The following is a 14,897-nucleotide window of genomic DNA, read 5'->3' on the forward strand; positions in this document are numbered from 1 at the left end:
ACGAGCAAACCCTGCGGAAACAAATCCGCAGGGCAGTCTGTCTTATTTCCAGTTTACGATTTTACCGAAATCCGGTTTCAGAGAAGCTCCTCCAACCAGTCCGCCATCAATATCCGGCTGTGCGAATAATTCCGGTGCCGTGGCAGGATTTACAGAGCCGCCATACTGGATACGGATTGCCTGAGCTGTCGCGTCGTCATAAATTTCTCCGATACATGCCCGGATACCTGCACAAACCTCCTGTGCCTGCTCTGTTGTTGCTGTCTTTCCGGTTCCGATCGCCCAGATCGGTTCATATGCGATTACCGCTGTCTTTGCCTGGTCTGCCGTTACATTCTGGAATGCAATTTTGATCTGCATCCGTACGAAATCCATTGTCACACCCTGTTCTCTTTGTGCAAGAGTCTCTCCGCAGCAGATGATCGGTGTAATATCATGCTCAAACGCCTTTAATACTTTCTTGTTGACGTCCTCGTCCGTCTCTTTGAAGTATTCTCTTCTCTCGGAATGTCCGATGATCACATATTTGACGCCAGCATCTGTCAGCATGTCCGGAGCGATTTCTCCTGTATATGCTCCCTTTTCCTCATAGTACATATTTTCTGCTCCGATTACGATGTTGCTGCCCTTTGCAGCCTCCATAGCCGGGATAATATCGATAGCCGGAACACAGAATACAACATCTGCTTCCTCTGTTTCCACCAGCGGCTTTAACTCATTTACAAGAGCAACAGCCTGAGATGGTGTCATATTCATTTTCCAGTTTCCAGCAATAATTTTCTTTCTTGCCATGTTAAAAACCCTCTTTTCTTCATTATCCACCCGCTCCAAGCGGTGCACTTTCGTGCTTGCTTTCGCTAAGTGTCCGCTTTCGCTTTTCTTTGGTTTGTCCGCCTCCGTACGCCTCATGCATAACTTCGGCAACTTCGGCGGACTAAGTAAACACTAACCTCAAGCAGCGCACTTTCGTGCTTGCTTTCGCTAAGTGTTTACTTATCGTTAGCTGCGGCTACGCCCGGTAATTCTTTTCCTTCCAGGAATTCTAAGGATGCGCCGCCGCCTGTGGAGATGTGTGTCATTTTATCTCCGTATCCAAGCTGATTGACAGCCGCCGCGGAGTCTCCGCCACCGATAATCGTTACGGCATCTGTATTTGCAAGTGCTTCCGCAACTGCTTTTGTTCCGTGAGCGAACTTCGGCATTTCAAAACATCCCATCGGTCCGTTCCATACAACTGTCTTTGCATCTTTGACGGCTGCGGAAAAAATTTCTTCTGTCTTTGGTCCGATGTCCATTCCTTCCCATCCGTCCGGAATCTCTCCTGCCGCTACAGTCTGGGTATTGGCATCGTTGGAAAACTGATCTCCGATGATATTATCAACTGGAAGAAGAAGTTTCACACCCTTTTCTTCTGCCTTTTTGACCATATTTAATGCGTAATCCAGATAGTCGTCCTCACAAAGAGAAGTACCAATCTTTCCTCCCTGCGCTTTAGAAAATGTATAAGCCATACCACCGCCGATAATAAGGGTGTCTACCTTGTCAAGAAGTCTCTCGATCACAGAAATCTTGCTGGATACTTTTGCTCCGCCAAGGATAGCTACGAATGGTCTTTCCGGATGCTCTACTGCATTTCCGAGGAAATCAATCTCTTTCTGCATCAGATATCCGACTACGGCAGTGTCCACAAATTTTGTCACGCCGACATTGGAGCAGTGTGCTCTGTGAGCAGTTCCAAAGGCATCATTTACAAATACGTCGCAAAGAGAAGCAAGCTCTGCACTGAATGTATCCTCATTTTTTGTCTCTTCCGCACGGTAACGTGTATTTTCGAGAAGTACCACATCTCCTTCATTCATTGCTTCTACCGCTGCCTTTGCATTTGCCCCAACCACTTCCGGATCTGCGGCAAACTTGACTTCCTGTCCTAATAATTCAGAAAGTCTTACTGCAACCGGCGCCAAGGATAATTCCGGCTTCGGTTCTCCCTTCGGTTTTCCAAGGTGAGAACAAAGGATCACCTTTCCGCCGTCAGCAATCAGCTTCTTAATTGTCGGAAGCGCTGCTACAAGACGGTTCTCATCTGTGATCTTACCGTCTATCAGCGGCACGTTAAAGTCGCATCTTACAAGAACTCTTTTCCCTTTTACATTGATATCGTCTACAGATTTTTTATTAAGCATTGTCTGTGCCTCCTCTTATTCTGACAAAAAGGGTCCGGCCCCACTGAGACCGGACCCTTCGTTGAGTCTTATTCCGGCAGGAATTCCTGCCCTACTTATGATTCGGAAACGAAAGATTATAATAATGTTCCGAAATGTTTGATTGTTCTTACCATCTGACTTGTGTAAGAGTTTTCATTGTCATACCAGGAAACAACCTGAACTTCTGTTGTTCCGTTGTCCAATGGCAGAACCATTGTCTGTGTCGCGTCGAATAAGGAACCATATGTCATTCCTATGATATCGCTGGATACGATTTCATCTTCGTTGTATCCGTAAGATTCGTTGGACGCAGCTTTCATCGCTTCGTTGATCTGTTCTTTTGTAACATTTCCCTCAACAACAGCAGTTAAAATTGTTGTAGATCCTGTCGGTGTTGGTACACGCTGAGCGGATCCGATTAATTTACCGTTTAATTCAGGAATAACTAATCCAATGGCTTTTGCTGCTCCTGTAGAGTTTGGTACGATATTCACTGCTGCTGCACGGGATCTTCTTAAATCACCTTTTCTCTGCGGTCCGTCAAGAGTCATCTGATCTCCTGTGTAAGCATGGATTGTACACATGATACCGGATTTGATCGGTGCAAGATCATTGAGTGCTTTCGCCATCGGTGCTAAGCAGTTTGTTGTACAGGATGCTGCGGAAATGATGTTGTCATCTTTTGTAAGCTGTTTGTGGTTTACATTGTAAACGATGGTAGGAAGATCATTTCCTGCTGGTGCAGAAATAACGACTTTCTTTGCGCCTGCTTTGATGTGTGCAGAAGCTTTCTCTTTGGATGTGTAGAATCCGGTACATTCCAGAACAACGTCGACTCCGATTTCTCCCCATGGAAGCTCTTCGGCGTTCGCTTTTGCGTAAATTTTGATTTCCTGTCCGTCAACTGTGATGGAATCTTCGCCTGCTGTCACCTTATCTGCTAATGCGTATTTTCCCTGTGTTGAATCATATTTTAATAAGTGAGCAAGCATCTTCGGGGAAGTAAGATCGTTGATTGCAACAACTTCGTATCCTTCTGCTCCGAACATTTGTCTGAATGCAAGACGTCCGATACGTCCAAAACCATTAATCGCTACTTTTACTGCCATGATTAATTCCTCCTAAAGTTTAATTTAGTTTCTCCTCTGCATAATGCAGCAATGGTGATTTCTCCTTGTTAAAGATTCATCAACCATAATGATTGTACTAAAAAAAATACCAGAATTCAAGTCTCTTTTCTATTTTTATCCAAGTTTTTCCCAATTCTCTTTTGCGATTTAGACCTCAAAAGTCTTTTGTTCTGAATCGCAAGACAGCTTAATTGATCTTCAAAAATTTTGGCTTTCTGCCTATAAATATCGTATAATACCGGAAACCACACTGTTCCAGAATCCGACCCGCGTCCTCATACTGGTAGGCGATGTGATCCGGCTGATGCGCATCAGATCCTACGGTGATAATCTCCCCGCCAAGTTCCCGGTATCTGCGGATGATCTCAGGGTACGGATGGCAGAAACCAAGCCCATACTTGAATCCGGCCATGTTCATCTCGATGCCTTTCCCGTGCTCGATCAGCCATCTCAAAATCTCGTCGATCAGATCTGAGCAGTTTTTCCAGTTATACTCCTTTGCCTGGTGTCTGCCGTACCGCACAATATAGTCCATGTGTCCCAGGACATCAAAGTCCCGGATGATCCGAATGTTTTCCATCGTCTCCTCAAAGGCCCGCTCATAGACCTTGGCATCCGTTTGATTCTCAAACAGCACACCGTTATAAGGGTCTCTGCCATCCACCACATGGGTGCTGCCAATTATAAAATCAAACGGATAGGTATCTGCCAGTTCCTTATAATATGGCCCTAGATGTTTCTGGAATCCGATCTCGACTCCCATCTGAATGGAGATCCGGTCCCGAAAGTCTTCTTTCAGTTTTCGGATTGCCGGAAGATACCGTGGAAAATCGATACGAAACTGACTTTTATCCTCCGGATAATCCCAGTCATGGTGATCTGTGATACAAATCCATCGAAGCCCCTTTTTGATTGCTCCAAGCGCCATTGCCTCCGGCGGCGTATCAGAGTCTGAAGAAAAATACGTGTGCATATGGTAATCTGCTTTTATCATTATGGTTCTCCTTTTCGGATCAAAGGATCCGTCCTCCTCCCAGAATATAACCGTCACCATAGAGGACAAGAGCCTGCCCCGGCGTCACCGCCCGCTGTGGTTCTTCAAAGGTGCAGGTGATCTCATCCGGCCCGGTCACTTTCAAGGAACACCATCCGCCCCGATGATTATAGCGAATTTTGGCAAACAGCCTGCTGCCTTCCATCTCATCAAAATGTTCCACTCCCATAGCGTTTAACAGATGTGCCCGCACGGTTGTGGTCAGGGATTCCTCGTCATTTCCGAGTACTATTTCATTGGTCTTTGGCCGAATCTCAAGTACGAACGCCGGGTATCCGAGGGCAATACCAAGCCCCTTTCTCTGTCCTACCGTATAGTGAATCATTCCCTTGTGTCTCCCAAGAATTTTGCCCTGTCTGTCTACAAAGTTTCCTTCTGCCGGTACATTCCCTGTGTAATTCCGGATAAAGGAAGCATAATCCCCGTCCGGGATAAAGCAAATATCCTGACTGTCCGCTTTCTGTGCCACAGAAATCCCGGCTTTCTGAGCAATCCTGCGAATCTCGTCCTTCTCATACGTTCCGATCGGCATCAGGGTATGAGAAAGCTGTTCCTGAGTCAGATTGTATAGTGCATACGTCTGATCTTTTCTGGACACATCAGCATTCGCCACTGCATACCGACCGTTCGGAAGAGTAATGATATTCGCATAATGCCCGGTGGCAATTTTATCCGCGCCGATTTGTCCAGCCCAATTTAGGAGTGCCTCCCACTTTACAAAGCGGTTGCAGACCACACATGGATTCGGTGTACGCCCTTCCAGATATTCTTCACAGAAATAGTCCATGACACTGGCCTTAAATTCCTTCCGAAAGTCCACTGTATAGTGCGGGATCCCGATTTCTTCCGCTACCTTTTTTGCGTCTCTTGATGGATCCTGTCCGCACTGTTCCTCGTCGCAGGTGATCATCGTCACTCCGGTTACATCGTATCCAGCTTCTTTCAGAAGATACGCCGCCACGGAAGAATCCACTCCGCCGGACATACCGATGACTACTTTCTCTTTCTTCATGCTTTCTTTGTCTGTCCGCCTTCCTTTAATATTCCTCGTCTTCCTCTTCTTCTCCTTCGTGGATATCAGACTTTGGTTTCTCCAGTCCGTCAATCTCGATGCCGTTCTTCTGAGCATAATCCCAAAGAGCCGCATGGATCGCCTCCTCCGCCAGAAGAGAACAATGTACTTTCACCGGCGGAAGCCCGTCAAGCGCCTCCATCACTGCCTTGTTCGTCACCTGCATAGCCTCTTTGATATGCTTTCCCTTTACCAGTTCCGTGGCCATACTGCTTGTGGCAACTGCCGCGCCGCAGCCAAACGTTTTAAACTTTACATCCTGAATGATCTGATTCTCGTCAATATCCAGATAAATCCGCATGATATCGCCGCACTTTGCGTTTCCAACCGTTCCGACGCCGCTTGCGCCTTCAATTTCTCCCATATTTCTCGGATGCTGAAAATGATCCATTACCTTTTCTGAATACATATGATGATTTCCTCCTAAGTCCGTTTCTTTATTTTGTCTGCTTCTTTATAAAATCTTCGTAGAGCGGAGACATGGCCCTGAGATTTGAGATAATCTCTTTCAGATGTTCCACCACATAGTCGATATCTTCCTTTGTAATCTCTTCGTTTAGAGTCAGCCGCAGGGATCCGTGAGCAATCTCATGCGGAAGCCCGATCGCCAGAAGCACATGGGACGGATCCAGAGAGCCGGATGTGCAGGCAGACCCGCTCGATCCACAGATTCCTGCCATATCAAGGCTTAGCAGCATGGCTTCTCCTTCAATAAACCGGAAACTGAAATTTGCATTGTTTGGAAGCCGGTCGGTCGGATGGCCGTTCAGCTTCGTGTAAGGAATCTCCTTTAATACCCGGTCAATCAGGTAATCTCGGATCTCCTTTTCCAGTTTTGTCCGTTCTTCCATCGTACGGATGGCCCGTGCCACCGCAGTTCCGAGACCCACGATTCCAGGCACATTCTCCGTACCGGCACGGCGCTTTCTCTCCTGCGCTCCGCCATGGACGAAATTCTTCAGACGCAGCCCCTTTCTGATGTAGAGGAATCCGATTCCTTTCGGTCCATTGAGTTTGTGACCGCTGGCACTCAACATGTCGATATGCAGCTCATCCACCTGAATCGGGATCTGGCCAAATGCCTGTACCGCATCGGTGTGGAATAAAATCCCGTGTTCCTTTGCAATCTCCCCGATCTCTCTTACCGGTTCCATCGTTCCGATCTCATTGTTGGCAAACATGATGGAGATCAGAATCGTGTCCGGCCGGATAGCCTGTTTCAATTCTTCTAAGTCCACCACCCCATTTTCATCTACATTCAGGTAAGTCACCTCAAATCCACGGTGCTCCAGGTACTCGCAAGTATGCAGAACCGCATGATGCTCAATTTTGGATGTGATAATGTGTTTTCCTTTGGACTCATAGGCTTCCGCTGCCGCCTTGATTGCCCAGTTATCACTCTCCGTGCCGCCTGCAGTAAAATAGATCTCGTTCGCTTTGGCGCCCAGTGCGCCTGCGATGATTTCGCGCTGTCTCGTCACCGCTTCCTTACTCTTGGACGCAAAACTGTAAACGCTCGACGGATTCCCATAATATTCTGTAAAAAACGGGAGCATCGCCTCCACCACTTCCGGTGCTGTCTTTGTCGTTGCCGCATTATCTAAATAGATCAGTTTACTCATGGTCTTCTTCCTTTCCTGTTTCCTTTCTGGAACCGCCGCAGAGCGCTTCCGGGGAAATCTGTCTGTGGCACTTTGCCTTATTCTTTCTGCTCTCTTCCACAAGCTGCGCCAGATAAATCCCGTCCACTGTCGTACGGATACTCTCATTGATTCTTTTCCAGACATACTTGGTCGCACAGATATCCTGTGCCTCGCAGGACTCGTCCTCATGGAACGCCGCACACGTCACGGCTTCCAGGCTTCCCTCTAACGCACGTAGGATGTCCCCTACGGAAATACTGCCCGAATCTCCATGTATGACATAGCCTCCGCCCGCACCACGGATACTCTCTACCAGCCCCGCCTTTTTCAGCTTGGCCATCAACTGTTCCAGATATCTTTCTGAAATTCCCTGACGTTGTGAAATACTGCCGATGGAGACCGGTTCTGTCTCAGAAAACTCAGCCAGATCGATCATTGCGCGCAGCCCGTATCTTCCTTTTGTTGATAATTTCACGTTGTCACCTCATTTAATCCTACTTTTTTACTAGGGTTTCCCCTTTTGTAGAATAGCACCCCCATCTGGTTCTGTCAACCCATATCCAAGAATATCATAGTAAAAAACAAAGTCAGGTATCTTATGCATCTTTCCAGCCGTAAAAAAATATTTTTAAAGGGAGCTTTTGTCCTGACGCTTGTCGGTCTGATCTCAAGGGTCATTGGATTTTTCTTCCGGATCTTCTTGAGCCGCTCCTTTGGTACGGAAGGGATTGGAATCTACCATCTGATCTTTCCCGCCTACGCACTTTGTATTTCTTTGTCTGCCGCCGGGATAGAGACTGCACTCTCCCGTCTGACCGCCCGGTATGCTTCCCTTGGAAGGCCTGATCTTTCCAGGGCATCCTTTCAGACCGCCCTGTTTCTTTCTACTGTATTATCTTTGCTCTGCATGGTCTGCATCCAGATTTTTGCACAGGACATTGCCGTGTTCCTCTTGAATGACAGCCGCTGTGAGCCTTTATTAAAAGTCATGTCCTATGCGCTGCCTTTTGCCAGTGTCCACTCCTGTATCTGTGGATATTCTCTGGGATTAAAACAGACGAAGATACCCGGGATCTCACAGCTTGTAGAACAGTGCGCCCGTGTCCTTGGAGTCTATCTGCTCTACACCGCCGCCATGAAGGAGACGGGATCGGCCGGGATTATTCTTGCCGTGTGTGGACTCGTTCTGGGTGAGATCGCAGGAGCCTTTTACAGCATTTTTGCCGTCCGACGGATACTTTATACAAAAAGTACCCTCTCCAGACGTACGATTTCCCTCTATCTGGAATGTCTTCGGGATATTCTGAAACATGCCGTTCCTGTCACAGCCAACCGGATCTCCCTGAATCTCCTTCAAAGCGTGGAAGTCGTTTCTATTCCAAGAAGCCTGATGCTCTACGGATTTACGCGTTCCTCAGCCCTCAGCCACTATGGAATCTTAAACGGCATCGCCATGCCGTGTATTTTGTTCCCTTCCGCCATCACCAATTCCATTTCCATGATGATGCTCCCTACTGTGGCTGAAATTCAGGCTGCAAGCCAGAACCGGACTCTTCGTCAGCTCATCCGCAAGGTCAGCGGTTCCTGCCTCGTGCTTGGTTTTCTCTGCACTCTTGGTTTTCTGGTTTTTGCCGACTTTCTTGGTGCTGCAGTCTTCCACAGCCCGGAGGCGGCTTCCTACATCCGTGTTCTCGCTTTTATCTGTCCGTTTCTCTACACAAACTCAACCTACATCAGTATTCTGAACGGTCTCGGACATACGAACATGGCGTTTCTGATTAATTTTACCGGTCTTTGCATCCGGATTGCCGGTGTCTTTCTCCTGATTCCACAGACTGGAATGAGCGGATATCTGACCGGACTTCTTGCAAGTCAGATCTTTGTGTTTGCCGCGGCAGTACGAGTACTGGTCCGCACGGTCTGAATTTCATCACCGGAAGTATCCAAAACACAAAACGACAGCCCTTGTTCCACTTATATGGAAACTCAGGCTGTCGTTTTGCAGCTTACAATGTATCCAGAAACATCTGCATGAGAATCGGATTCACATAGGCCTCCGTAATCAGCCCTGCCGCCATAAAGAGAAGAACAAACAAAGTCTTCCCCAAATTCCACCTGGACTGAGGAACAGTAAAGAAATACCACAGCACGATCAGATACGCAAAGGCATAAAATAAAAACTGGGGAACCATGGCGATCACCCAGAACACAATCCCCTGGATGCCCATATTCAGAATTCCCGCACAGACAATCGTCCCAGCAGAAAACCCTGCCCATGCGAATACAACGATGCTCAGTATTCTCCGCACCCTGGTCTGTCCCAGAAGCGCGATCAGCGCAAGAGGAATCAGTCGGATTCCGCACAGATACAAAATATACTCTCCCGCCTGAATATCTGACTGAGCATACTGTTTTAGAAAATAGGGGTTATAGATGCCGGACGTCGTCACATAGTCCCGCACCGTCAGATTAGCGAACAGGATCCCCCCTATAAATCCAGCCATGAATGCCACCGCAAAATACTGCTTTGCTCTTTCTATTCTCACAAGCTTTGTCCTCCTCATAAACAGATACTAATACATATTCACCTGTCCGATTTTGTATTCCTGAATCTCCCTGCGAGAATATATCTTGTGTTACAGTTGAGCCATGCACAAAGTGACAAAAATCTGAGTTCAAACTTGTTTGAAAATTTCTTCTCCTATCTGCAATACTTCGCATCATATGCAAGAATAGAGGCGATGGTTTTAGAATCCTCGATCTCTCCCTGAAAGATCTTTTCTTTCAGTTCCTCTACTGTATACCGTTCCAACTCAATATACTCATCCTCATCCAGATTCTGATGGGACGGGATCAGATCTCTTGCCACATACACCTCAATCTTTTCATTACAGAAAGCAACTGTCGTGCGAATGTTGATGAGCCAATCCAGCTTCTCACAGTGAAAGCCGGTCTCCTCCTCTAATTCTCTTCCGGCACAGACGATTCCAGGTTCCCCAGGGAAGTCAAGCGCACCTGCCGGAATCTCCAGCGTATACCGATCCAGAGCATTCCGGTATTGGCGCACCATAATCAGTCTGCCATCCTTGTCCACTGCCACAACAGCCGCCGCCCCTTTGTGCTTGATAAAATCCCATTCTGCCTTGTTGCCGTTTTCAAACTCCATATGATCTGTATATACATCCAGAATTGCCCCCTTATATTTCAGTTCTCTTCCAACTCGTCTAATATTTTCGCTCATTTTCCTGACTCCTCCTTTGATTGATGGATATAAAAGAATCCCCGACCTACTTTGCAGTAGATCAGGGATCCCTACTTTTACAATATCGACTCTAATATCTATTTTGCGTAATCCGTGACTCTTGACTCTCGGATTACATTTACTTTAATCTGACCAGGATATTCCAGCTCGAACTCAATCTGCTTGGAAATCTCCCTTGCCAGTAATACCATATCGTCATCTGATATTTGTTCTGGAACTACCATAACGCGAATCTCTCTTCCCGCCTGAATAGCAAAAGACTTATCGACCCCCTTAAATTGGTTTGCGATATCTTCCAACTGTTTTAATCTGTTTGTATATGTTTCCAATGTCTCACGCCGCGCACCCGGTCTTGCCGCCGAAATCGTATCGGCTGCCTGTACCGCGCAAGCAATCAGTGACTGTGGCTCCACATCGCCATGATGTGCTTCCACTGCATTGATAACAACTGCTGATTCCTTGTACTTTCTGCACAGATCCACGCCAATCTGGATATGGGACCCTTCCACATCGTGATCGATAGACTTTCCGATGTCGTGCAGAAGTCCGGCTCTCTTTGCCACCCGGACGTCCAGTCCGATCTCTCCTGCCAGAAGTCCGGCAAGCTGCGCCACCTCGATAGAATGTTTCAGCGCGTTCTGACCATAGCTTGTACGGAATTTCATACGTCCAAGCAAACGAATCAGCTCCGGATGAATTCCGTGTACGCCGACTTCCAGTGCTGCCGCCTCTCCCTCTTCCCGAATCATGGATTCTACTTCTTTCTGTGCCTTTTCGACCATCTCTTCGATTCTGGCCGGATGAATCCGTCCGTCCACGATCAGCTTTTCCAATGCAATTCTCGCAACTTCACGCCGGATCGGATCAAATCCAGAGAGCACAACTGCCTCCGGCGTATCATCAATAATCAGCTCAACGCCGGTCAATGTCTCGAGGGTACGGATATTTCTGCCCTCACGGCCAATGATACGTCCTTTCATCTCGTCACTTGGAAGCTGGACTACGGAGATCGTCGTCTCTGCCACATGATCCGCGGCACAACGCTGAATCGCATTGACAACGTACTCTTTCGCTTTCTTTCCTGCTTCCTCTTTTGCCTGATTTTCCAGCTCTTTGATCATTCTTGCTGAATCATGCTTCACATCGTCTTCAACAGTTTTTAACAGATATTCTTTTGCCTGTTCGGAGGTAAGTCCTGAGATTCTTTCCAGTTCCTGTACTCTTTGTCTGTTTAACTCGTCTGCCTTCGCTTCACGCTCCTTGATCTGCTCTTCCTTCGCTGCAAGATTCATCTCCCGGTGTTCGACCACTTCAGAACGCTTATCCACCGCTTCTTCCTTTGCCAGGACGCGTTTCTCATAACGCTGAAGCTCTGCTCTTCGTTCTTTCGTCTCTTTTTCCAGTTCATTTTTGGTCTTGATCGATTCCTCTTTCACTTCCAGAAGGGCTTCCTTTTTCGTCGTCTCAGCTTTTTTCAGTGCATCATCTATGATTTCTCTCGCTTTACTCTCTGCATTCCCGATCTTGGATTCTGCATTCTTTTTCAAGTTGGAAACCGTCACATAATAAGTAACTGCCGCTGTAATGACAAGCGTAATCACGACTGCAACGATAATATAGAAAATTTGCACAGGAGCACCTCCTTATTTAATTTTCATTGTACAATTACAACACTTAAATTTTATACTGTTTTAACAAATATGTCAAGCACCGACTCTTTTCTTTCGTGGAAACCGTAACAATTCAGCCATAGCAGCTCAGATAAGCCGCTGTTCGGCTGAACTGTTACGGGCATCTATTCTTCCATCGCAGCCAGATCCATTACCTCTTTGATCTCCCGGTAGGAAAAGCCCTTCCTCGCAAGATATGCGTAGACTTTCTGCTTTTCCTCCATGGTTGCCTGCTCTGGGTCATAATGCCTCTTTTTCAGGAAACGGCGGATCGCTTCCCCGGAATCCTCCGCATTATAGCAGCGCTCCATCATCTCGTCCACAATGGCTTCATCCACCTGCTTTCTGGAAAGTTCGGCAAAAATTTCCCGTTTACTTTTACGTCCTTTCCTGGAAAGAATAAAACTCTCCACATATCTTCTGTCATCCACATATCCAAAAGACTCCACGTAACGGACAGCCTCATCTGCTATCTTCTCCGGAAAGTCCTGGCGCAAAAGGCGTTCCCTCAGCTCGCTTTTCGTCCGGTCCATACTCTGAAGAAGAGAAAGCGCTTTCTGCTTGGCACGCTTTAGTATGATCCCTTTGAGAATCACTTCCACCTGCTCGTCGGAGATCTCCTCCCCGTCTTTTACTTTACAGGAAACCAGCTCGCTTTTGTATAATACAAAAGCGAACTGTCCATCTAAATAAATCCGAAACCGGGTCTTCGTAACCGGCTCAATTCTGACTCGTCTCATCGTTTACTCTTCGTTTCCGGCCTCGCCGGCGCCCTCAGCTTCTTCCTTTGTTTTCCCGGTTCCTCCATCCAGACCATAGTGGGTGCGTACCTTTGCTTCCAGCTCATCCATCACCTCCGGATGCTCCTTTAGGTAACTCTTCGCATTCTCCCGGCCCTGACCGATCTTATTATTCTCATAGGCGTACCACGCACCGCTCTTATTGACGATATCAAGTCCCGCCGCAAGATCCAGTACGTCGCCCTCCCTGGAAATTCCTTTACCGAACATGATATCAAACTCTGCCTCTTTAAACGGAGGCGCAATCTTATTCTTCACAACTTTGACTCTGACGTGGTTTCCTACCATCTCTCCGCCCTGCTTGAGCGTCTCCGTCCGGCGGATATCCAGGCGGATGGAGGAGTAAAATTTCAGCGCGCGTCCACCTGTTGTCGTCTCCGGATTCCCGAACATGACACCTACCTTCTCACGGAGCTGGTTGATAAAAATCACGACACAGTTAGACTTACTGATCACCGGAGTGAGCTTTCTAAGTGCCTGGGACATTAGACGTGCCTGTAATCCCACATGGCTGTCCCCCATATCCCCCTCAATCTCCTGCTTTGGTACAAGCGCCGCTACCGAGTCGATCACGACGATGTCCATCGCTCCGGAGCGTACCATCGTCTCTGTGATCTCCAGTGCCTGGTCTCCGCTGTCAGGCTGAGAAATATAAAGCTCATCGATATCCACACCAATATTGCCCGCGTAAACCGGATCCAATGCATGTTCCGCATCAATAAATCCGGCGATGCCGCCTCTCTTCTGAACCTCTGCGATCATGTGCAGCGCCACCGTCGTCTTACCGCTGGACTCCGGCCCGTAGATCTCCACAATCCTTCCCTTCGGCACGCCTCCAAGTCCCAGTGCGATATCCAGACTCAATGCTCCTGTCGGCACCGTCTCCACTGCAACCTGCGCCTTCGGATCGCCAAGACGCATCACGGTCCCTTTTCCAAAATCCTTCTCTAATTTGGCTATTGCAGCCTCCAATGCTTTCTTTTTATCTTCATTATTTGCCATGTCTTGATCTCCTTTACGCACGAACAAACGTTCGTTTATAATATTAATAGTAACTGATTCTCATTTTGCTGTCAAGATCATTTTTGAAATTCCGGGCGAAACGCCGGATAGAAAACAGTATGACCACTCTGCCGCACAGAAGCACGACAGCACTATCACAGACCGCAGTCCCGATCTCCACAAACTTCAGCAGATTTCCGTATTTATTATACAACGTCCTCATGGATTCTTCTAATAAAATTTTTGTAAATCCATCCAGCAATCGAGTAGGAGGGGATTTTAATAAATCCCCGACCTCTCACACCACCGTGCGTACCGTCCGGTACACGGCGGTTCAATCAACTTAACAAGTAACACACCTTTTGGTGTAGTAATCTAACATTGAGACTAATCCAAATGCGGTTAGTCTCCTTGTGCTTATTGCTTTCTGTACCCATCCGTTATGGCACATGTGAGCATACCTGTTTCCTGTGTTTGCTACTTTATGCGCCGCCCATTTGGGTACCCCTAGCTTTATCAAGTTCTTTTCTTTGTTCTGTGGAGTTTTCCATTGTTTCCAAATGCACATGCGAAGTCTGTATCGGATGCGTTTATCTAACTCCTTACAAAGCGTTTTCATACTACCTATCTTGAAGTAGTTTATCCAACCTCTTATGAGTTGATTGAGTTTCTCAACCTTATACCGGTTGCTGACTCCCCAACTTCGACAAGTAAGCGCTTTCATTCTTCTCTTAAACTTCGCAACTGATTTTGCATGTGGCTTAGCCTTAAACTGATGTGCTCTTGTATCAAAGTAGAATCCAAACCCAAGGTATTTCAGTCCGCTTGGTCTATCTACCTTGCTCTTGGTCATGTTGACCTTGAGCCCTAGTTTCTCTTCAATGAATCTTGAGATATTTCTCATTACTCTTTTAGCAGACATTTCACTTCCGACCATTATGATACAGTCATCTGCATATCGTACAAAGTTAAGCCCTCGCTTTTCCATTTCCTTATCAAGTTCATTCAACATGATATTTGCCAATAGTGGCGAAAGGTTTCCTCCTTATGCGGACACTTT

Annotated in this window: 15 protein-coding genes and 1 pseudogene; 1 reads left to right on the top strand and 15 read right to left on the bottom strand. The window is 47.2% G+C overall.

What is annotated here, in order from left to right:
- Window positions 1-42: 42 nt before the first annotated feature.
- From tpiA to AOA56_RS04995, 8 genes are all read right to left on the bottom strand, one after another.
- On the bottom strand, window positions 43-792 hold the full coding sequence (tpiA, locus tag AOA56_RS04960) for a triose-phosphate isomerase (RefSeq protein WP_024732385.1): 750 nt from the start codon (window positions 790-792) through the stop codon (window positions 43-45).
- 197 nt (window positions 793-989) lie between these two features.
- Complete coding sequence (locus tag AOA56_RS04965; RefSeq protein WP_048621647.1) at window positions 990-2,183, bottom strand: phosphoglycerate kinase; 1,194 nt, start codon at window positions 2,181-2,183, stop codon at window positions 990-992.
- A 116-nt stretch (window positions 2,184-2,299) separates the two neighbouring features.
- Window positions 2,300-3,313 (bottom strand): type I glyceraldehyde-3-phosphate dehydrogenase, encoded by a 1,014-nt coding sequence (gene gap / locus AOA56_RS04970; protein ID WP_024732383.1) that lies wholly within the window; start codon window positions 3,311-3,313, stop codon window positions 2,300-2,302.
- Between the two features lie 208 nt (window positions 3,314-3,521).
- Window positions 3,522-4,328 (bottom strand): histidinol-phosphatase HisJ family protein, encoded by an 807-nt coding sequence (locus AOA56_RS04975; protein ID WP_024732382.1) that lies wholly within the window; start codon window positions 4,326-4,328, stop codon window positions 3,522-3,524.
- A 19-nt stretch (window positions 4,329-4,347) separates the two neighbouring features.
- Window positions 4,348-5,400: a tRNA 2-thiouridine(34) synthase MnmA gene (gene mnmA, locus AOA56_RS04980; RefSeq protein ID WP_024732381.1), complete on the bottom strand. Its 1,053-nt coding sequence runs from the start codon at window positions 5,398-5,400 to the stop codon at window positions 4,348-4,350.
- 25 nt (window positions 5,401-5,425) lie between these two features.
- Entirely contained in the window at window positions 5,426-5,869 is a 444-nt protein-coding gene (nifU, locus tag AOA56_RS04985; RefSeq protein ID WP_024732380.1) for a Fe-S cluster assembly scaffold protein NifU, read from the bottom strand.
- A gap of 28 nt (window positions 5,870-5,897) precedes the next feature.
- A complete protein-coding gene (gene nifS / locus AOA56_RS04990) occupies window positions 5,898-7,082 on the bottom strand; it encodes a cysteine desulfurase NifS (protein ID WP_024732379.1) in 1,185 nt (394 codons plus the stop codon).
- Window positions 7,075-7,578, bottom strand: coding sequence for an RrF2 family transcriptional regulator (locus AOA56_RS04995; RefSeq protein ID WP_053769075.1), 504 nt, complete (start codon window positions 7,576-7,578; stop codon window positions 7,075-7,077). The genes nifS and AOA56_RS04995 overlap by 8 nt, the downstream gene beginning before the upstream one ends.
- Window positions 7,579-7,701: 123 nt before the next feature.
- Here AOA56_RS04995 and AOA56_RS05000 point away from each other — a divergent pair, with 123 nt between their 5' ends.
- Window positions 7,702-9,027, top strand: coding sequence for a polysaccharide biosynthesis protein (locus AOA56_RS05000; protein WP_048621645.1), 1,326 nt, complete (start codon window positions 7,702-7,704; stop codon window positions 9,025-9,027).
- Between the two features lie 82 nt (window positions 9,028-9,109).
- On the opposite strand, the gene AOA56_RS05005 is transcribed toward AOA56_RS05000, so the two are convergent.
- The 7 genes and pseudogenes from AOA56_RS05005 to AOA56_RS05035 all read right to left on the bottom strand — a co-directional run.
- Window positions 9,110-9,649, bottom strand: coding sequence for a hypothetical protein (locus tag AOA56_RS05005; RefSeq protein WP_024732376.1), 540 nt, complete (start codon window positions 9,647-9,649; stop codon window positions 9,110-9,112).
- 155 nt (window positions 9,650-9,804) lie between these two features.
- Window positions 9,805-10,344 (bottom strand): NUDIX hydrolase, encoded by a 540-nt coding sequence (locus AOA56_RS05010; protein ID WP_024732375.1) that lies wholly within the window; start codon window positions 10,342-10,344, stop codon window positions 9,805-9,807.
- 98 nt (window positions 10,345-10,442) lie between these two features.
- Entirely contained in the window at window positions 10,443-11,996 is a 1,554-nt protein-coding gene (gene rny / locus AOA56_RS05015; protein ID WP_024732374.1) for a ribonuclease Y, read from the bottom strand.
- 164 nt (window positions 11,997-12,160) lie between these two features.
- Window positions 12,161-12,775 (bottom strand): regulatory protein RecX, encoded by a 615-nt coding sequence (locus tag AOA56_RS05020; RefSeq protein WP_053769076.1) that lies wholly within the window; start codon window positions 12,773-12,775, stop codon window positions 12,161-12,163.
- A 3-nt stretch (window positions 12,776-12,778) separates the two neighbouring features.
- The gene (gene recA, locus AOA56_RS05025; RefSeq protein WP_053769077.1) at window positions 12,779-13,837 is read right to left on the bottom strand and encodes a recombinase RecA; all 1,059 of its coding nucleotides are present in this window, start codon (window positions 13,835-13,837) and stop codon (window positions 12,779-12,781) included.
- 43 nt (window positions 13,838-13,880) lie between these two features.
- Window positions 13,881-14,060, bottom strand: a complete 180-nt coding sequence (locus tag AOA56_RS05030) for a hypothetical protein (RefSeq protein WP_053769078.1) — start codon at window positions 14,058-14,060, stop codon at window positions 13,881-13,883.
- A gap of 120 nt (window positions 14,061-14,180) precedes the next feature.
- Window positions 14,181-14,882 (bottom strand): annotated as a pseudogene (locus AOA56_RS05035) (group II intron maturase-specific domain-containing protein); the annotation flags it as partial.
- Between the last annotated feature and the right edge of the window lie 15 nt (window positions 14,883-14,897).

Source organism: Sellimonas intestinalis, from assembly GCF_001280875.1.
GTDB classification, from domain to species: domain Bacteria; phylum Bacillota; class Clostridia; order Lachnospirales; family Lachnospiraceae; genus Sellimonas; species Sellimonas intestinalis.